We start from the raw sequence: 20399 nt of genomic DNA, 5'->3' as shown, positions 1-20399 counted from the left end.
TTCTTACTTGAAATATCCGTGCCGACGGACAGTTTCCTTCTTGTCAAAGGGTTCCACTTCTTTTTTTCCTACTTCAAAAACATTTGTGACCGGCAAACCTTTAAAAAAACAATCTTCGATCGCGCCAAGTTCTTCCCGCGACAAAGGCTTAACAGACGAAGGACGAAGAGGCGTATTAAGATGCACTTCGTGGGGTTTAATTTTCCTTACGATCTTCGCGATCTCACTCGCACTTGCCTTATTTTGATGAACGAACATCACCTGCAGGGCTAATTTGCCATGAAAATGTTTTTTAAACGAAATGATGCCGTTCACGATCGCTTTAAATTCGATCGTGTGCATAGCGCGGCCGACCTCGTTTAAAGTTTCTTGCGAACAAACGTCCAATTTGGCTAAAACAAAATCAGCTTTTGATAGATCCATTTGCACATCCACCAAATGCATGAGTGACGAATTAGTAATGACGGCAATTTTCTCTTTTCGGATCTTATGAAGCTCTTTGATCATGTGCCCTAAGTTTTTAGCCAAAGTCGGTTCGCCCCGCCCGGAAAAAGTGAAATAATCTATATGGAGGCTTTCCGGCAATAACTTAATTTCTTCGATAAGATCATGAGTCGAAACAAATTCGTGACGATCGCAAACAAGTTTCTTTGTTTTTCCCAACTGGCAATAGATGCAATCGAAATTGCAGACCTTTTCCTTAGTTGAGATAGGATCGATCCCCAAAGAAGACCCCAGCCGCCATGAGTGAAGCGGCCCATAAAGATATTTATAATTTTTCTTCGTCATATCTTTTTAAGATTTTTTATCCCAGATAAAGGGCTGCTCGGCGCTGCCGGCAGCTTTCTCGGGAGTTTCCGGAACGATGTCGATGGAAAAAACATACTTTTTCCCGTCGGAGCTAAGTGTTTTCTGGAAACCTTGTTCTTTATAGATCTTGATCATGGCCTTATTGTTCTCACCCACATTGCCGATCAATTTTGATACATTGTGCCATTTCGCCGCCTTCAATAAACATTCTGCCATAAAAGACCCTATGCCAATTCCCTGGTAGCTTTCCTTAACAACGAGGCCAGCGATGGCTGAATTATCTTCATTGCGGAAATATCTTCCCAGGCAAACCATCTGAGCATGAGGCGCCGGCGAGTCAAATCCGGCGATCGCCATGTCTTTGTTGTAATCAACCGAAACCCGCGCGCGGGCTTCTTCATGAGGAAGAGATTCTACCTGCGTTAAATAGCGCTGATAGATCGTTTCCGGGTCATGGCTATAGAAGAAATCCTGGATGGCTTTCTCGTCGGAAGGGCGCAAGGGGCGAAAGTAAACAGTTTTTCCTTTGAAAGCTTTCTTGAACGGAATAAGATCTTTGACCGGACTGTGATCGTCTTTGATCGTTCTTTGGTCTAAGTAAACATAATGTTTTTGTTTCATGTAATCCAAAAGTTCATCACGGAATTTTGGATGGGCGATCTGAATAAGGGCCAAGCCCCGTTCACGGATATTTTTCCCATGCAAATGCGCGATGCCGTATTCAGTAGCCACATAATGGACATCCGCGCGCGAGGTTACAACACCTGCCCCTTGATCAAGATAAGGGACAATTTTAGAGATCGTTCCGCTTTTGGCCGTTGAAGGAAACGCGATAAAGGAGCGTCCGCCGGGAGAGCGCTTGGACCCGCGAACAAAATCGACTTGCCCGCCAAAACCGCTAAAAAATTTAGTTCCTAAACTATCCGAGCAAACCTGTCCGGTAAGATCAATTTGAATGGCCGAATTAATAGAAACCATATTTTTATTCTGGCTGATCACAAAGGGATCATTGGTGTATTCGGTGGGATAGAACTGGAAATCGGGATTTTCACGCACCACATCAAATATTTTTTTGGATGCCAGAACAAAACCCAAAATAGATTGTCCTTTATGAATTCCTTTAAGCTTGTTGGTAATATTACCGTTTTTGTAAAGATCCACAACTCCATCGGAGATCATTTCGGTATGAATGCCTAAGTCATTTTTATCCGACAAATTCTTTAAAACCGCATCCGGAATGCCGCCGATCCCTAATTGAAGCGTATCTCCGTCTCGAATATAACGCGCGATATGTTTACCGATCTGGGAAGAAGTATCATCCGGTTCGCTTTGCGGAAATTCCAAGATCTTTTCGTCGGCTTCTACTAGATAATCGATACAGCTAAGCGGAATATTGGATTTTCCGCAAGTACGCGGCATGGACTTATTCACTTGAGCGATCACAATATCGGCAACAGAAATCGCCGCTAGCAGAACATCAACACTAACGCCTAAAGAAACAAATCCTTTTTTATCCGGCGGTGATACCTGAACAAGGACAGCGTGTAGCGGCATTTGTCCGGTTTTAAAAAGAAGCGGGATCTCTGATAAAAAGATCGGCGTATAATCCGCATGGCCTTCGCTTACGGCCCCGCGGACATTTTTTCCCATAAAAAAGGCGCTATGGCGAAATGACTTGGCATATTTAGGGTCGACATAAGGCGCAATGCCGACCGTTAAAATATGGACAACCTCATTATCATAAAACCGGTCGGCATTGCGCACCAAGGCCTCTACCAAATGCTGCGGTTCGGCGCAACCTGACCCGATCAAGATCCTCTTTCCTTTCTTGATCTTTTGGATCGCCATATCAGCGTTAACCCAGACGGGCTTCTTTCTCTTGGTCCATTTGTAATCCGAATAGTACTGCACTGTTTTTACCCTCATCTTTCTTTTTAAAAGTGTTTTATCTCAAAATTTAACAAATTCTCGGCAATTGTTCGCCGCTTAACATATCAATGATCCTCATCGCGCCAATCTTACTTTTCATCGTCACCATCGGCACCGCCCCATCCACAACTTCTCCGACGCAAACTGCTCCCGCGCCTTGCGGATGCGCGCTCACGATCTTTAGCGCGCGCTGGGCATCTTTCGCCGCGACAAAAGCCACGAAACGGCCTTCATTGGCAACATAAAGCGGATCAAACCCTAAAATTTCGCAAGCTCCCTGGACATCTTCCCGAACAGAGATCTTATTTTCATCGATCGCAATGGCAATATTCGCGGCTAGCGCAATTTCATTTAAAGCACTGGCCAATCCGCCGCGTGTTAGATCGCGTAAACAATGAATTTCTATATTTTCCGATAAAAGTTTTCCAACCAATTCCGCTAAAGGTGCGGCGTCACTTTCAATAGCGCTTTCAAACTCTAATCCTTCGCGTACCGCCATAATGGCAATTCCATGGCGTCCGATATCGCCGTTAATAATAATTTGATCACCTTTTTGAATGTTCGCCGGCAATAATACTTTTCCGCGCTCTAACGTTCCAATTCCGGTCGTATTAATAAAAATCCCGTCGCCTTTGCCTTTATCCACAACTTTCGTGTCACCCGTTACAATGGAAACACCGGATTTTTGCGCCGCTTGATGTATGGATTTAACCACTTTCCAAAGCGTTTCCATCGGCAAGCCTTCTTCCAGAATAAGTCCAACGCTTAAATAAAGCGGACGAGCCCCAACCATACTCAAATCATTGACCGTTCCATAAACAGCCAAAGACCCGATATCGCCGCCCGGAAAAAAAAGCGGCTTGACCACAAAAGAATCGGTGGTAAAAGCAAGTTTTTCTGTTGGAATATTTAAAATAGCCGCATCGGATGAAGATTGCAACACGCAATCGCCAAAGGTGGCCGCGAACATTTTCTGGATCAAATCGTGCATCAATTTTCCGCCGCCGCCATGCGCTAAAGTCACCGCCGGATAATCTGTTAAAGAGATCGGGCATGAAAGCGTAAAATTACTTGTTTGTTTTTCTATCATAATCTAAATAGTTTCTTTTTTTGCGCTCAAGGAAAATCCGCGGTAACGATAATACGCCGCGCAAGCCCCTTCGGAAGAAACCATCGTTGCTCCCAGAGGATGCTCCGGTTTACATTTATTTCCAAAGGCCGGACATTCATTTGGTTTTTTTAATCCCTGCAGCACCAAACCACTCATGCACTCGCTAGATTCTTCCGCCGTATAATCGGCAACGCCAAATTTCAATTCCGCGTCAAATTGCTCATAATCCTTTTGAAATCCAAGGCCACTTTTTTCAATTTGGCCAACTCCACGCCACTTGCGATGGACGATCTTAAAGACTTCCTTAATAACATACTGCGCCGGTTGATTGCCTTCTTTTTTGACCGAACGCGTATATTGGTTTTCCACGATAAACTTTTTCTCTTCCAATTGTTTAACGCACATATAAATGCCTTGCAAAATATCCAGCGGTTCAAATCCCGTGACAACAATAGGAATTTTATATTTTAAAGCGATGGGTTCATATTCGTCATATCCCATCACCGTACACACGTGGCCGGCCGCCAAAAAACCTTGAACGCGATTATGCGGCGACGACAAAATAGCTTCCATCGCCGGAGGAACCAAGACGTGAGAAACCAACATAGAGAAATTAGGGATATTTTTGCTCTTCGCCTGATAAACCGCCATGGCATTAGCCGGCGCCGTTGTTTCAAATCCGACGGCAAAGAAAACAACTTCTTTTGACGGATTAGCCTGCGCGATTTTTAAGACATCCAAAGGCGAATAAACCATGCGCACATCCCCGCCTTTGGCTTTCACCGCTAAAAGATCGGTTGAAGAACCCGGCACGCGCATCATATCGCCGAACGAACAAAAAATAACATCCGGGCGCGAAGCAATTGTGATCGCTTTATCAATAAGCTCCAGCGGTGTTACGCACACCGGACATCCCGGCCCGTGAACTAAAGTAATATGCTTTGGCAAAAGTTCATCAATGCCGAATTTAACAATAGCATGTGTTTGCCCGCCGCAGATCTCCATAATAGTCCACGGCTTCGTGGTGATCTTATTGATCTCTTGGCTTAAGCGCTGAGCTGATTTTGCGTCGCGGTATTCGTCTAAGAATTTCATGGTCTTCCTGCTTTTTTTCTAAGCGGATTGTCCTTCTAATTCCTGAAGCTCATCCATCTTTTTTAAGTATTCAAAAACCTGCAAGGCTTCTTCTTCGTCCACTTTACTAATGGCAAAACCCACATGAACGATCACATAATCACCGATACAAACATCCGGCACATACGCCAAGGAAACTTCCTTAATAATGCCGCCAAAATTAACTTTTCCCATTTTTAAAAAAGGCTCACTGCCTTCGACAGTCATCACTTTCCCGGGAATAGCTAGACACATCTTACACCCCTTTATTGATTTGGCAAGACGCGGCCACCATCTGCCCTAAAGAAATCCCGCCGTCATTGCACGGAACACGTTGATGCCAATACGGCTTAAAACCCTCTTCACGAAGGCGCGCAACAGCGCACTGCGTTAAATATCTATTTTGAAAACAACCGCCGCTTAAAACAACTTTTTCTTCGTTTGAAATTCGAGCGATCGCGACGATCATTTCACTGAGCGCATTATGGAATTTTGCAGAAATTATCTCCGGAGAAATTTCGTCTTTAATATCTTTTAAAATATCTAAGATCATCGGTTCCCAATCAATAATCATAGGATCAGTTGAGGAAACATGAAAAGGATAAAACTCTTTTGTCTGAACATCTTCGGTGAGATGTTCCAAGCTCATCGCCGCTTGGCCCTCAAAGTTTGTTATGTGATGCAAATCCAAAAGAGAGCTCACAGCATCAAATAATCTTCCCACGCTTGATGTCAAAGGCGAATGAATGCTTTGTTTTAACATTTTCGAAATAACATAAAGTTCCTGGGGTTTAAAAGCACGGGTAGGAGCAACGCTTTTCTGCTCAAAAGCTTTTTCACCGAACATCGTATACAAAATTCCCAAAGCACTGCGCCGAGGTTCTCTGACCGCTTTTTCACCACCGGGAAGAGGAAAATAGCGTAAGTATGCCGTTCGTTTAAAATCCGACAAAGATGAAAAAAGAAATTCCCCGCCCCAAATACATCCATCGGTGCCAAAACCGGTTCCGTCCCAAGCAACGCCCAACACTTGTCCATCTATTTCATTTTCCGCCATGCAGGAAACAATATGCGCGTGATGATGCTGAATGCTTTTTACCGGAATTTTTAAATTCTTGGCGTACTTGGTTGATAAATATTCCGGATGCATATCGCAAGCAACATAGCTGGGACTTACCTCGTAAAGGCCTCTAAAATCCTTAATGGCTTGTTCAAAGGCTTGCGTTGATTGATGGGTTTCCAGATCGCCAATATGCTGGCTGATAAAAATATTATTTCCGGCAGTGACGGCGATGGTGTTTTTCAAATGGCCTCCGACAGAAACAGCGGGAGGCAAAACATCATTTGTTTCAATGGGAAGCGGCGCGAATCCGCGCGCCCGACGGAAAATCATCGGCCTTCCGGCGATCATTTTAACAATAGAATCATCCGCGTGGCGGACAATGGGGCGATCATGAATTAAAAATAGGTCCGCAATACCGCCAAGCCGCCCTAAGGCTTCATGTTCATCGGTAGAGATCGGTTCATCCGATAAATTCCCGCTGGTGGCAACGATCGGAAAAGAAAGTAATTTAAGTAAAATATGATGAAGCGGCGTATATGGCAACATAACGGCTAAACACGGATTTTTTGGCGCTACCGACGGCGCGATCGAAGAAAGACCTGGTGTTCCTTTTTTCCTGCGCAAGATAACGATCGGCGCTTCGCCGGATTCTAAGGAATTCCGTTCTAGGCCCGACACTTCACAAACTTTTTCAATATCTTTTATGGAGGGAAACATCAGCGCGAAGGGTTTTTCTTGGCGGAATTTAAGCTTGCGTAAACGCAAAATAGCCGTCTCATTTCGCGCGTCCACTATCAGATGAAAACCGCCCAATCCTTTAAGCGCGACGATCTTTCCATCGCGAATAGCCTGCGCCGCCGCAAGGACAGCTTCGTGTTTTCGCGATAAAACTTTCCCATCTTTGTTCCATAATTCTAATTGCGGGCCGCAAGCGGGGCAAGCGTTGGGCTGCGCGTGGAAACGGCGGTTTTGAGGGTCTTCATATTCCCTTTGGCAATCCGGGCACATCGTAAAACCCTTCATCGATGTATTTTTGCGGTCATAAGGAAGAGTTTCAACGATCGTAAACCGCGGGCCGCAATGCGTACAATTGGTAAACGGATATAAATAACGCCGGCTAAGGGCGTCAAAAATTTCATCACGGCAATCCGGACAAGTTGCGAAATCCGGTAAGATCAAGGCCGTCTTTTTCCCTGTGTCATCACTTGCCTTTATTTCAAAACTTGAGTGGCCAATTGCGTCTAAAAAAGAGAATTCCAAGCTCTGAATAAATGACTGCGGAGGTTTTTCTTTTTTAATGCGGATAATAAAATGTTCTAAATTTTCTTTTGCCCCTTCGGCTTCAATAACCGCGCCCGACAAAGAATTTTTGACCCAGCCCGTTAATTTCAGCTCTTGAGCCAAGCGGAAAATAAACGGCCGGAACCCAACTCCCTGAACAGTTCCTTGAACAATAATTTTAAGACGAGCCGCGCCTTGTTTTTGCGCGGGAAGCACTTGAGGCAGGACACTCATAACAAAACCCTCTAAACAACACCAGCGATCACTAAACCTCAATAGACTCTATAGAGATCCTATCGCCGCTGATCATTTTAACGTCGCGTGAATCGCAGTATGAACACATCAAAAGATGATGATCTTCGACCGGGCCTTCTTTTTGACAACCATTACATAAAACACGAACAGTCTCTTCGGTTAAGTCAAGATCGACACCGCAAAGATCGGTATTTTGCGTTAGGATCTGATAATGCATCAAGACAGAATCTTTCTGAAGATGAAAAACTTCTCCGACATTCACTTTAATTCTTTTGGGTTTCCCCAAGGAATCTTTTTTCACCTGAGCGAGAATAGCCTCCACGATCTGTTCGGTAAAAACACCTTCATGCATAAACAAGATCCTTATTGATCAAAGAATGGATAAGGTCAATGGATTTTTCTGCGCGTGTGTAAACGATCGGAGAGATCGTGTTCCCAAGCTCAAACGACTCTCCTTTAATCGAACACGCGTAAAGATTGATATTTTTTCTGTAGATTTTTTCAGCCAGATTGAAGAAAAGTTCCGGGCTTAAATGATGCGACGAAGCAACGTAAGCTTTTGAGCCGGCATCCACTTTTCGAAAGACAACTTCTTCTCCGCCAGCCGCCGCATCCACTAAAATGACCTTATCATACAAAACCGCTTCTTCCAGCATTTCAATGTGCAGTTGATGAGATACGCAAACTTTGACATTCGGATTATTTTCCGCGGCAATTTTCTGCGCCACATAAATTCCTATACCGTCATCCGAACGCATATTATTTCCGTAGCCAATGAGACAGATCATTTATCCCCGTTTGATAGAATTTAAAATTCTTCCTTGATGGTCATGGATCTCCACGATCAGCGGCATAGCGCCGATGGCATGCGTCGAGCAAGAAAGGCACGGATCATAACAGCGAATAGCCGCCTCAACCCGGTTTAAAGCCCCTTCTTTCACATCGCTTCCCTTAACGTATTGTTTGGCAACTTCTAAAACTGAGCGGTTCATCGCCGGATTATTCTGACCCGTAGCGATCAAAAGATTGACCTTGGTCAACACACCGTTATCATCGGTTTTATAATGATGGAACAATGTTCCACGCGGCGCCTCAGAACAGCCCACGCCCTCCGATTGATTGCGTGAGGCAACGGCCTGAATTTCTGTCGAAAGGATTTTAGGATCATTAAGAATATCTCGCGCTTCTTCAATACATCCTAAGGTTTCAATGAGCCGCGCGTAATGAAAATAAAAAGAACCATTGAGCGGTTTGCCGCGGCCCAAATCTTTGTAATTTTTAAACTCGGCTTGAGCTAAAGGCGTTTTCATTTTTGAAGCCACATTAAGCCGCGCCAAAGGCCCGACACGGTAAAATCCTTGCGGATAACCGGCCGGTTTATAATACGGATACTTTAAATACGACCAAGCAATAGGGCGCTCGGCAATAAAATCAAGATAGTTTTTGGGATCAAGTTGATCGGCTAACATTTTTCCATGGGCATCCACATAGCGCAGTTTACCGTCGTATAATTCCAATTCACCGTCGGGCCCAACAGTTCCCAAGTGCAATGTTTCAAAATTAGCGAACGATTCAACTTCTTTTTTATTTTGCGCGTAATACTTCTTAAAAATATCAATGCCGATCTTAGTTGTCTCTAGCGCTTCCGGGATCCATTCTAAAAGTGCTTTGCGATTAGCTTCTTCCAGTGGATAAGAAAATCCTCCGGCGATAATACCCATAATATGGACTTTTTTGCCCGTCAGCCGTTCACTGATCTCCTGGCCAAATTTGCGCAAACGGATTCCGCGTTTGGCAATATCCGGAAATTTTTCCGCCAAACCAACAATGTTACGCGTGGTGGGGTCAGAATCCCACCCTAAGAGAAAATCCGGTGAAGAAAGATGAAAGAAGCTTAGCGCATGCGAAGAGATCATTTGCCCAAGATGGATCAAGCGCCGTAAAAGCGTTCCTGTATACGGAACCTGAACTTTCATGATCATTTCGCAGGCCTTCGCGCTAGAAACAGCGTGGCTCACGGGACAAATTCCGCAAATACGCGGCGTGATAGAAGGCATTTCTGTATAAACGCGGCCTTCGCAGAATTTTTCAAATCCGCGAAATTCATTCACGTGAAAAAGCGCATCTTTAACTTGCCCGTCTTCGCCTAGCTGGATCGTGATCTTGGCATGGCCCTCAATACGCGTCACAGGGCTAATGGTTATTTTTTTATCCATATTTCAATTTCCTTCCTTCCTCTAAATTGGGAACCCGGTCACACAAAAGCTCGCTTAACACATAAAAGATAAGATCAGCCGATGGAGGGCATCCCGGGATATAATAATCCACTTTAACAATTTCGTGCAAAGGATAAACCCGATCAATGAGCTTTTGAATTTCCGGTGAATCAGGGATAAGGCCTTGGTCATTACTTTCCGCCTCAATATAAGCGCGATTTAAAGCCGCTTCCTTAGTAATAAAATTCCTTAGCGCCGACACATTACCCGTTACCGCGCAATCACCGAATGAAATAAGGATCTTAGAGTGCGCGCGGATATGCTTGATCTCTCGCAAATGTTCGTCGCTGGCTACCGACCCTTCTACCAAAGCCACATCGACATCCGGAAATTCTTTTCCGTCCACAATAGGGCTTTTGACAATATCGGCCAATTTCACGACATCTAAGATCCGTTCATCAATATCCAACAAAGACATATGACATCCGGAGCATCCGGCCAACCACACGGTCGCAATTTTTTTCTTGTTCATAGGCTCATCTTTCTTTTTCTGGCAAGTTCAACGATTGATTCAGGAGTTTTATCTAATTGCCCCTGAAAAATTCCTTTGGGCAATAATGCTCCCGTCGGGCAAACCTCAATGCATTTTCCGCACGACGTACACGTCGTAGATTGGCCCCAGGGCTGATTAAAATCAGAAATAATACGCGATTGAAATCCGCGCCCCATCACGTTCCAGTTATGGGCGCCTTCGATATCGCCGCAAACACGCACACAGCGCGTACATAAAATACAGCGGTTATGATCAATGATATATTTTTCGTGCGAGGCATCAATTTGGCATTGAGGAAAAAGGTACGGAAAACGCACATGTTCCATTCCGACTTTGTAGCCCAAATCCTGAAGCTCGCAATTATTATTGGCGGCACAAATAGAACAAACGTGATTACGTTCGGCAAAAAGCAATTCGACCGTCATCCGTCGGTATTTCTTGATCTTTTCCGATTGGGTTTTTATTTTCTGATTCGGCGCCGGTTTTGTGGTGCAAGACGGCAAAAGCTTTGGGATGCCTTCGATCTCAATTAAACACATCCGGCAAGCCCCCACATCTTTAAGCCCTTCCAAGTGACACATCGTCGGGATATCGATGCCGTTTTCCCGACATGCCTCCAGAATTGTTTTTCCAGAATCAATTTCAATAGGCTTATCGTCAATCGTGATCGGAATTTTTACAGGCATTCACCATCCTCCTTAAGCTTCTTTAAGTTCCTAAAAACCTTGATCTTTAATTGTATGTTCTTACACCGCGTCCGCCTATGTAATGCTTGCGCGGGATCCCATCCATACCAACATTGTCAAGATAGCGGCGGCGATATGAAATTGTTCCACTGGCAGCAGTCCATCCATCGCCTCTATCGGCAGAACCCGTATATCCCGTGATGCCTCTAGCAGAATCAGCCGGATCCAATAATACCCACCCTGTCACATTCGCATTGCCTTGATTTGTTGTGCTCGTCGTTAAGGCGCCATCTCCATGACCACCGGTATATGTAATTCCCCAAGAATTACCGATAATAACTACCATCTCCGAAACATTACCGCTAAGCTCCATTGCTCCGTAATAACCGGCTCCTGCTGTTACCCTGTCCGCTGTTGCCGTAGCAAAAATGCCTACGCGAAGCGGCCCTCGGGTATACTCCACTCCCAAATGGACATCTCCTCGGCTAAAAGTCCTACCTCCCTGATTAACATATGCCCTTCCTATGCCATCGGTTGTGGTTACAGTTTCGGTACCGTCTTCGGGGCTAATGGAAATAGTAACAGCGCGAATAATATCCGTCGTGCCCCAGGCATACTCTCCCTTAACAGGAATAACCGGGCCGCGGGCAACTTTTTCATATTCTAATTCTGTCATAGGGCGAAGGGCCGCCCAATCAAGATAGGCAGACAAGTCCATCCAGCTGATGTAGTTTAAAGCGCGATCAGAACGAGTGGTCGTGGCAGTCGGAACTGCCGAATTAATTGTGATCGTATTGCGCACAATCACGCTATCGGAGTTCTTTCCTGTGGTATCCGTAATATCCCGAGTTTTTGCCGCTTCCGGACTAAGGCTATTAATAAAATCAACGTATTGTCCTTCGGTTACTTCATATTTCATGCAATAAAAGGCTTGATAACCTTTGGGAAAAGCCGCCGGAATGGTAAAGATATCACCGTCAAGAAATTCAGCTCCGACTGTTGCTGTCGAGTCAACATAATAATACCCGTCCGATGCTCCGCTGGTTGTGAGCAAGGTTCCTTCGCTGGAAATATACCAAGGATCGTCGTCCGCAGAACCCTGCTTAAAACTACTTGTACTTGTAGCAAAATCCCCGACATAAAATTCTCCCTGCGGAACATAAACCATTTCAATGCCGTAAACATAAGGCGTAATGCTTGCCGTATCCGCAATATTGCAGCTGCTGGCACCATAATCTACCTTGAGCTGGACACTGGTTGAGGAAACACTACCCATGGCTCTATAAGATGACGGGCGTAAAAATGCTCCCGTTTTATCGGATGGGACATAAATGGCTAAATTCGTATCTGAGCCCGCGGAAAATCCCGTGGGACTAGCACCGGAAGTTTTCATCAAACAATGGGAATAAGGTGCTGTGCCGGTATCCACTTTGACAAAAAACCAAATGGCATCATGATTTATCTTATTGCGCCAAGAATTGTTCCAAGAAACATCGAATTGTAAAATAAAAGTGTCATTAGCCGGATCACGCGTACTCATCGTCACGTTGGAGACCGCAAGGTTATTGGCAAAAGCGCATTCTTGATGAACGGCAAAACAGCCCATCACGAATAACAGCGCTGTAATAATTACTTTCTTATTCATAATAAGAATTCCGATAGATTTATAAGCTTTTGTTGATCTGCGCCGCGTATTCGTCCTTGAAATACCGCAATGTGCTAAGCAGAGGATTGGGCGCGGAAGCGCCTAAGCCACAAAGGCTGGCTTCTTTCACATACGTCGCTAATTCTTCTAAAAGCGCCATATCGGCATCAGTTGCCTTTTTGGCGCAAAATTTCAATAAAAGCTCATGCATTTGTTTTGTTCCCGCGCGGCACGGAACACACTTTCCGCAAGACTCGTCCATACAAAATTCCATAAAATAGCGCGCTACATCCACCATATTGGATGTTTCATCCATAATAATAAGACCACCGGAGCCCATAATAGAGCCTAAGCTCACCAAGGATTCATAATCCACTTTTGTATCCAAATGCTGTTCCGGAATACATCCGCCCGACGGGCCGCCGGTTTGCGCCGCTTTAAATTTTTTTCCGCCGGGAATGCCTCCGCCGATATCAAAGATAATTTCACGCAAACTTGTCCCCATGGGAACTTCGATCAGCCCGGAAAAATTAATTTTTCCCGCTAAGGCAAACACTTTTGTTCCCGCGCTTTTCGGCGTTCCGATAGCGCCATACCAGGCTCCGCCGCGTAAAATGATCGGCGCGATATTGGCGAATGTTTCCACATTATTGATGAGCGTCGGTTTTCCCCAAAGCCCCGCTTCCGCCGGATACGGCGGGCGTGGACGCGGAGTTCCGCGTTTTCCTTCGATAGAGGCAATAAGAGCTGTTTCTTCGCCGCAAACAAAAGCCCCCGCGCCAATACGAATTTCCACATCAAAATTAAATTCCGTCCCCAAAATGTTCTTGCCCAAAAGCCCTAACTTGCGGGCTTGCTTGATGGCTTGATCAAAACGCTTGATGGCCAAAGGGTATTCTCCTCGAATATAGGCAAATCCCCTCTGCGCCCCGATAGCAAATCCGGCAATGATCATCCCTTCCAAAACACGATGCGGATCACTTTCTAAAACACTTCGATCCATAAAAGCGCCCGGATCGCCTTCATCACCGTTGCAAATGACATATTTTTCATCCGCCACGTATTTATGCACCGTTTCCCACTTTAATCCCGTCGGAAAACCGGCGCCGCCGCGGCCGCGCAAACGGCTTGATTTTATTTCGACGATCACGGCCTCCGGTGATAAGTGCAAAGCTTTCTCAATAGCTTTATAGCCGTCCACAGCAATATAATCTTCGATGACTTCCGGGTTGATATTGCCGCAATTTTCTAAAACGATCTTGTGCTGCTTTTTAAAGAACGGGTCGTCATTGGTATTCACAAAAGCTTGCTGGCGCACATCCGAAAAAAGGATCTTTTCTTTGACAGGTTGATTTTGCAGAACATGTTTATCAAAAATAATTCCGGCATCTTCTTCGGTGATCCTCTGATAGATCGTCTGATCGGGAACCACTTTGACCAAAGGCCCTTGATTGCACGGCCCCATGCATCCCGACGGAACAACGCTGATTTCATTGCTTAAATTCTTTGATTTGACGGCTTCCTGTAAATTCTTTAAAACCGCCTCGCTTCCCGAGGAAATACAGCCCGCGCCGCAACAAACACAAACTTTCTTTTTTAATCCGTCATTTTTCTTTTTAACACTATCCGCAATATTATTAAGTTCTTCTAAATTCATTTCTTGTCTCCGATCCTTGAATGAATAATACCGCCAACCTCTTCCGGCTTAACCTTGGCTACAATATTATCGTCAATGACAACGGCCGGTGCTAAACCGCAAGCCCCGATACAGCGCGCTGTCTGAAGGCCCAGATGATTGTCGGGCGTTACCTCGCCCGGTTTCAAAGAATACTTCTTCTCAATTTCTTCCAGGATGGTTTGCGCACCTTTGACGTAACACGCAGTTCCGGTACAAACCAAGCACGTGTGTTCACCTTTGGGCTTTAATGAGAAAAAATGATAAAACGTTACGACCCCAAAAACACGGCTCGGCGGAACTCCTAATTGCTGGGTAATGAACCCGATGACATTCATCGGTAAATACCCGTATAGGTTTTGCGCCGTATGCAAGATCTGAATAAGTGAGTCCGGCTTGCCGCTTTCTTTTTTGATGGCCGCTAAGATCATTTTTGTGCGCGGATCATCTTTTGGTAGATCGTAATTTTTTATGTTCTTTTTCATCATGGATCAATAACTCCTCTTAAGGTGCGGCATTGTTCAGAAATAATTTTATCTAAACGTTTTTAAAGCCTTCATATAATTGGCCCGCTCAAAGGCCTGCGGATTTTCGCAGGATTTCTGGCTCATACTTCCCTTCATTTGCTTGACCGATTCATATTCGTGCTCCTTCATCCACCATTCAATGCCTTTTAAAATATCTTTCGTATAATCAACACCGTTACGCAAAAGGACAGAACAAACCATGGCGACATCTGCTCCTGCCATCAGCATCTTGATGACATCTTCCGGATGATGGATACCGCTCGTTGCCGCTAAATCTGCTTTAAGACGGCCGTAAAGAATGGCTATCCAGCGCAGCGGAAGCCGCATCGCCTGAGGCGTGCTTAATAAAACGTTAGGAACAACCGTCAGAGTTTCTAGGTCAATATCGGGCTGATAAAAACGATTAAATAAAACAAGGGCATCGGCTCCGGCCTCATCAAGCCTTTTCGCCATATTGGCCATAGAACTAAAATATGGGCTAAGCTTAACCGCCACCGGGATAGAAACATTGGATTTAACAGCCCGTAAAATATCAATGTAGCGTTTTTCCACATCCACGCCGGAAAGATCCGCGTCCGTCGGAATAAAATAAATATTCAATTCAAGCGCATCGGCTCCGGCCTCTTGAATATTTTTCGCGTATTTGACCCAGCCGCCGTCAGTATAGCCGTTCAAGCTTCCGATGATGGGAATTTTAACAGCTTTCTTGGCCTGGCTGATGTGTTTCAAATATTCTTCCGGACCTAAAGAAAAATCGGCCATCTCCGGAAAATAAGTAAGAGATTCAGCATAGCTTTGCGTTCCGTGCGTTAAATGATGGTCGAGTTCTTTCGCCTCGCGAGAAAGCTGTTCTTCAAAAAGAGAATGATTAACAACAGCCGCAATACCACTATCTTCCAGGCGTTTAATGCTCTCAACACTATCGGATAAAGGCGATGCCGAAGCGACCAAAGGATTTTTAAGTTTTAACCCCATGTAGCTGGTTGACAGGTCCATATGTTCGTCCTCTTTCTTTTTTAAGTTTTCTGAATGGGTTCGGGATTTTGTGCCGCCGGAGCCGCCGCCATCGCCGCGTAAATTTTCCAGCGCTCAAGAATATCTTGTTGCGCGAGCCCAAGAAGAACCTTAGCTTCTTCGGGCTTGCTCTTTGTCAGCATTTTAAAACGATTTTCCGTATACGCATAATCTTTAAATGATAATTTTGGTTCCGCGCAATCCAGCTGGAAAGGATTTTTTCCTTCTTTTTTAAGCAAAGGATTGTAACGGAATATCGGCCAATAGCCGCTCGCAACAGCCGCTTTTTGATTTTGCATCCCTGTCGTCATGTCAATGCCGTGCGCGATGCAATGGCTGTAGGCAATGACCAAAGATGGGCCGTCATAACTTTCCGCTTCTAAAAGCGCACGCAGTGTCTGCTCATCCTTTGCGCCCATGGCGATGGAAGCCACATAAACATTTCCATAAGTCATAGCAATGCGGGCTAAATCTTTTTTCGGCGTACTTTTTCCACCGGCGGCAAACTTGGCGACCGCCGCTCTCGACGTAGATTTCGACATCTGCCCGCCGGTATTAGAATAAACTTCTGTGTCCAGGACAAGAATATTCACATTGTATCCGGACGCCATGACATGGTCCAATCCGCCAAAACCGATATCATAAGCCCAGCCGTCGCCACCGATGATCCAAACACTTTTTTTGACCAGCATATCCGCGACGCTTAAAAGCATCTTGGCTTCCGAGGTTTTAAGCGTTTGGATCTTCTTTTTTAAGATCTCCACGCGCTGACGCTGTTCAAAGATCCCCGGTTCGTCTTTTTGTTCAGCGTCTAAGATAGATTTGGCTAGTTCACCGCCGATTTGTGATTCCATTCTTTGAACTAATTCCCGGGCGAATTCTTTCTGCTTGTTGATAGAAAGCCTGAATCCTAAACCAAACTCGGCATTGTCTTCAAATAAAGAGTTAGACCATGCTGGGCCGCGGCCTTCATTATTTTTTGCCCACGGTGTGGTGGGGAGATTTCCTCCATAAATGGAAGAACATCCCGTCGCATTCGCAACCACCATCCGGTCGCCGAATAACTGGCTGATCAATTTTAGATAAGGTGTTTCTCCGCAACCGCTGCAAGCGCCGGAAAACTCAAAAAGCGGCTGGAAAACCTGGGATTGCCGAATAGAATTACGCTTCACTAAATTACGGTCTATTTCCGGGATCTTCAGGAAATGTTCCCAATTCTTAGATTCCGCTTCCCGCAAAGGCGGTTGAGGCCGCATATTGATCGCTTTAAGCTTCGTTTCTGTTTTATTTTTTACCGGGCAAACATCTACGCAAATGGCGCAGCCGGTGCAATCTTCCGGAGAGACTTGGAGAGAAAATTTCAATCCTTGCCATTCACGGTCTTTCGCATCTGTCGATTTAAAACTAGCTGGCGCACCGACAAGATCTTTAGTATCAAAAACTTTAGCGCGAATAACCGCGTGAGGACAAACCACCACGCATTTGCCGCATTGAATACAAATGGATTCATCCCAAACGGGAATTTCCTGCGCGATATTACGTTTTTCCCATTGAGCTGTTGCCGTCGGATAAGTTCCGTCATTGGGCATGCAACTGACCGGTAATTCATCACCGCGGGACGCGATGATCATCGAGGTTACTTTTTGCACAAATCCAGGAGCTGCAGCCGGAACAGCCGGACGCATCTCAATGGTGCTTGATATTTTTCCCGGAATTTTCACTTCGTGAAGATGCGCCAAAGAATGGTCTACCGCTTTAAAATTCATTTGGACCATTTCTTCGCCTTTTTTCCCATAAGTCTTTTCAATGGAATGCTTGATAGCGGCGATTGCTTCATCTTTTGGAAGAACACCGGAAATGGCAAAGAAACAGGTTTGCATAATGGTGTTGATCCTTCCGCCCATTCCCGCTTCTCGGGCGACTTTGTAAGCATCGATAACATAAAATTTTATCTTTTTATCGATCATCTGCTGTTGAACCGAACGCGGCAGATGATTCCAAACTTCATCAACCCCAAAAGAACTATTCAAAAGGAATGTCCCTTTTTCGACGATATCTTTCAAAACATCATATTTCTCTAAGAATACGAACTGATGACAGCCGACAAAATTAGCGCGATTAACCAAATAGGTGGAACGGATCGCCCGCGGGCCAAAACGTAAGTGGGAAACCGTCACCGATCCGGATTTCTTAGAATCATAAACAAAATATCCTTGCGCATAATTAGGAGTGTCTTCCCCGATGATCTTGATGGAATTTTTGTTCGCGCTCACAGTTCCGTCGGCGCCAAGCCCGTAAAAAAGAGCACGAATAACATCAGAAGCTTCCGTCGTAAAACTGGCATCATAGTCTAAGCTCGTATGCGTCACATCGTCTAGAATGCCGATGGTGAAATGATTTTTGGGATTTGGTTTAGATAACTCATCAAAAACACCTTTGACCATGGCCGAAGTAAATTCTTTGGACGATAATCCATAACGCCCGCCGATGATCTTGGGCATTTTTTTAAATCCGGCTCCCTCGCCGCCCTCAACAAAAGCGTTCACAATGTCCAAATACAAAGGCTCTCCGGCACTGCCGGGTTCTTTGGTGCGGTCGAGAACAGCGATCGTTTTAACCGTTTTAGGGATTGCTTCCACAAAATGTTTGATAGAAAAAGGACGATAAAGCCGAACCTTTAAAACTCCGATCTTCTCGCCTTTTTTATTTAAGAAATCTACTGTTTCATGAACAGCTTCCGCTCCGGATCCCATGATAATGATCATTCGTTCAGCGTCGGGAGCTCCGTAGTATTCAAATAATTTGTAAGAGCGCCCTGTGAGTTTGGCAAATTTATCCATGGCCTTTTGAACGGCATCCGGACAGGCATCATAAAAAGGATTAACGGTTTCTCTGGCTTGGAAATAGACATCCGGATTTTGGGCTGTTCCGCGCAAAACAGGATGATCCGGTGACAATGCCCTGGAGCGATGATCCATAATTAGATCTTCATTGATCATCGCTTTGAGATCGTCTGTGGTGAGTTGTTCTATTTTGGAAACTTCATGAGACGTCCTAAATCCATCGAAAAAATGTAAGAACGGAATACGTGTTTGCAATGTCGCCGCGTGCGCGATCAAAGCGGTGTCCATAACTTCTTGGACAGAATTAGACGCTAAAAGCGCGAAACCGGTTTGACGTACCGCCATCACATCCGAATGATCACCAAAGATCGATAGCCCTTGCGCGGCCAAAGAACGGGCGGCGATATGAAAAACGGCCGGCGTTAATTCTCCGGCGATCTTATACATATTGGGGATCATCAACAAAAGCCCTTGAGAAGCGGTGAACGTTGTCGTGAGCGCGCCCGTTTGCAAAGCCCCGTGAACTGCCCCGGCGGCGCCGGCTTCGCTTTGCATCTCTTGAACTAACGGAATTGTTCCCCATATATTTTTTCCCGATAATGACGCCCACTCATCAGCCCATTCTCCCATCGCTGACGATGGCGTGATCGGATAGATCGCGATGACTTCACTTAAATGATAAGCGACATAAGCCGCCGCTTCATTGCCGTCGATGGTAACCTGTTTTCTGTTCATTGCTGACCTTTCTAGTTAATAATTTGTTTTGGAAAAACTGTTTTTAAAAAATAAGGGCTAATTCTCTAAAGCGTTCTTAATGGAAGGCATTAATTTTTCATACAACTCATTTTTGCCGATATATCCGTCCATATCATGAAAATCATAAATATTCCTAAATGCCGCCGATTCAAACATAGTGAGCATAATCACCTTGCACTTTGGCAAAGCCTTTTTGATCTGGCGCGCCGCATCAATGCCACTTATATCAGGCAGGCCGATATCCGCGATCACGATATCGGGTTTGATACGTAAAGCCTGTTCAACACCGTCTTCTCCCGTCGCCGCCTCGCTGACATGAAGGTCCGCCCCTTTTTCTTTTAGGAATTTCTTCACCGTGAGACGAAACTCTTCGTGGTCGTCCACCAAGAGCACTTTGATCCCGGCGTTTTTTGTTTTTTCTTTATGTTTTTCCATACATCCTCCTAAAAATCCCGCGACTCTTTATGCTTCAGCTAAATGCTTCTCGATCTCCGGAATAAGCTTTTCATAAATTTCGCTTTTGCCGATATAAGCCGTAATATCTTCGCTTTTGAACATTTCTTTAAAAGCATCTGTTTCAAACATCGTGAGAATGATTATTTTTACCTGAGGGAGATATTTCTTGATCTGATTGGCGGCATCGATGCCGTTGATATTGGGAAGCCGGATATCCATCAAGACAACATCGGGATGCTCTCTTAAGGCCTTGATGACTCCCAATTCGCCGGAAGAAGCTTCAAAGATCTCCCATTGGCTATTGTGTTTGACAAGATGGACTTTGACCATCTCGCGGAACTCATCATAATCTTCGACAAGAAGTATTTTTTTCGGCATAGTTTTCCTCTGAATATAGCTAGGTATATTGTATCCTACGGGGAAAACCGGTAAATCAGATGATGTACGTAGCTTTCTGCGTAGTACT

Annotated in this window: 18 protein-coding genes; all 18 read right to left on the bottom strand. The window is 45.1% G+C overall.

What is annotated here, in order from left to right; translation table 11 throughout:
• Positions 1–3 precede the first annotated feature (3 nt).
• From WC676_03815 to WC676_03730, 18 genes are read right to left on the bottom strand one after another with little or no spacing between them, the layout of a single operon-like run.
• Positions 4–789, bottom strand: coding sequence for a radical SAM protein (locus tag WC676_03815; GenBank protein MFA5059733.1), 786 nt, complete (start codon positions 787–789; stop codon positions 4–6).
• 6 nt (positions 790–795) lie between these two features.
• A complete protein-coding gene (locus tag WC676_03810) occupies positions 796–2721 on the bottom strand; it encodes a GNAT family N-acetyltransferase (GenBank protein MFA5059732.1) in 1926 nt (641 codons plus the stop codon).
• A gap of 46 nt (positions 2722–2767) precedes the next feature.
• A complete protein-coding gene (gene hypE, locus WC676_03805) occupies positions 2768–3829 on the bottom strand; it encodes a hydrogenase expression/formation protein HypE (protein ID MFA5059731.1) in 1062 nt (353 codons plus the stop codon).
• A 3-nt stretch (positions 3830–3832) separates the two neighbouring features.
• A complete protein-coding gene (gene hypD, locus WC676_03800; GenBank protein ID MFA5059730.1) occupies positions 3833–4945 on the bottom strand; it encodes a hydrogenase formation protein HypD in 1113 nt (370 codons plus the stop codon).
• Positions 4946–4963: 18 nt separating this feature from the next.
• Positions 4964–5218 (bottom strand): HypC/HybG/HupF family hydrogenase formation chaperone, encoded by a 255-nt coding sequence (locus WC676_03795; protein MFA5059729.1) that lies wholly within the window; start codon positions 5216–5218, stop codon positions 4964–4966.
• Position 5219: 1 nt separating this feature from the next.
• Complete coding sequence (hypF, locus tag WC676_03790; GenBank protein ID MFA5059728.1) at positions 5220–7541, bottom strand: carbamoyltransferase HypF; 2322 nt, start codon at positions 7539–7541, stop codon at positions 5220–5222.
• 31 nt (positions 7542–7572) lie between these two features.
• On the bottom strand, positions 7573–7914 hold the full coding sequence (locus tag WC676_03785; GenBank protein MFA5059727.1) for a hydrogenase maturation nickel metallochaperone HypA: 342 nt from the start codon (positions 7912–7914) through the stop codon (positions 7573–7575).
• Positions 7907–8350: a hydrogenase maturation protease gene (locus tag WC676_03780; GenBank protein MFA5059726.1), complete on the bottom strand. Its 444-nt coding sequence runs from the start codon at positions 8348–8350 to the stop codon at positions 7907–7909. Before WC676_03780 ends, WC676_03785 begins: the two co-directional genes overlap by 8 nt.
• On the bottom strand, positions 8351–9778 hold the full coding sequence (locus WC676_03775) for a Ni/Fe hydrogenase subunit alpha (GenBank protein MFA5059725.1): 1428 nt from the start codon (positions 9776–9778) through the stop codon (positions 8351–8353). It lies immediately after the preceding gene.
• Positions 9771–10310, bottom strand: a complete 540-nt coding sequence (locus WC676_03770) for an NADP oxidoreductase (GenBank protein ID MFA5059724.1) — start codon at positions 10308–10310, stop codon at positions 9771–9773. Before WC676_03770 ends, WC676_03775 begins: the two co-directional genes overlap by 8 nt.
• Positions 10307–11017: a bidirectional hydrogenase complex protein HoxU gene (gene hoxU / locus WC676_03765; protein MFA5059723.1), complete on the bottom strand. Its 711-nt coding sequence runs from the start codon at positions 11015–11017 to the stop codon at positions 10307–10309. Before hoxU ends, WC676_03770 begins: the two co-directional genes overlap by 4 nt.
• A 46-nt stretch (positions 11018–11063) precedes the next feature.
• A complete protein-coding gene (locus tag WC676_03760; GenBank protein MFA5059722.1) occupies positions 11064–12662 on the bottom strand; it encodes an SUMF1/EgtB/PvdO family nonheme iron enzyme in 1599 nt (532 codons plus the stop codon).
• A 19-nt stretch (positions 12663–12681) separates the two neighbouring features.
• Complete coding sequence (locus WC676_03755; GenBank protein MFA5059721.1) at positions 12682–14319, bottom strand: NuoF family protein; 1638 nt, start codon at positions 14317–14319, stop codon at positions 12682–12684.
• Positions 14316–14825, bottom strand: coding sequence for an NAD(P)H-dependent oxidoreductase subunit E (locus WC676_03750; protein MFA5059720.1), 510 nt, complete (start codon positions 14823–14825; stop codon positions 14316–14318). The genes WC676_03755 and WC676_03750 overlap by 4 nt, the downstream gene beginning before the upstream one ends.
• A 45-nt stretch (positions 14826–14870) precedes the next feature.
• Positions 14871–15860 carry a dihydroorotate dehydrogenase-like protein gene (locus WC676_03745; protein ID MFA5059719.1) on the bottom strand — a complete coding sequence of 330 codons (990 nt, stop codon included), beginning with the start codon at positions 15858–15860 and terminating at the stop codon, positions 14871–14873.
• A gap of 20 nt (positions 15861–15880) precedes the next feature.
• Positions 15881–19456, bottom strand: coding sequence for a pyruvate:ferredoxin (flavodoxin) oxidoreductase (gene nifJ / locus WC676_03740; GenBank protein ID MFA5059718.1), 3576 nt, complete (start codon positions 19454–19456; stop codon positions 15881–15883).
• A 57-nt stretch (positions 19457–19513) separates the two neighbouring features.
• Positions 19514–19912, bottom strand: coding sequence for a response regulator transcription factor (locus WC676_03735; GenBank protein ID MFA5059717.1), 399 nt, complete (start codon positions 19910–19912; stop codon positions 19514–19516).
• A 27-nt stretch (positions 19913–19939) separates the two neighbouring features.
• Complete coding sequence (locus tag WC676_03730; protein ID MFA5059716.1) at positions 19940–20311, bottom strand: response regulator transcription factor; 372 nt, start codon at positions 20309–20311, stop codon at positions 19940–19942.
• Positions 20312–20399: the final 88 nt, after the last annotated feature.

The sequence above is a fragment of the Candidatus Omnitrophota bacterium genome (genome assembly GCA_041649175.1).
In the GTDB taxonomy this organism is placed as follows: Bacteria; Omnitrophota; Gorgyraeia; order Zapsychrales; family JBAZNR01; genus JBAZNR01.
This window is presented reverse-complemented; position numbering and strand designations above follow the sequence as displayed.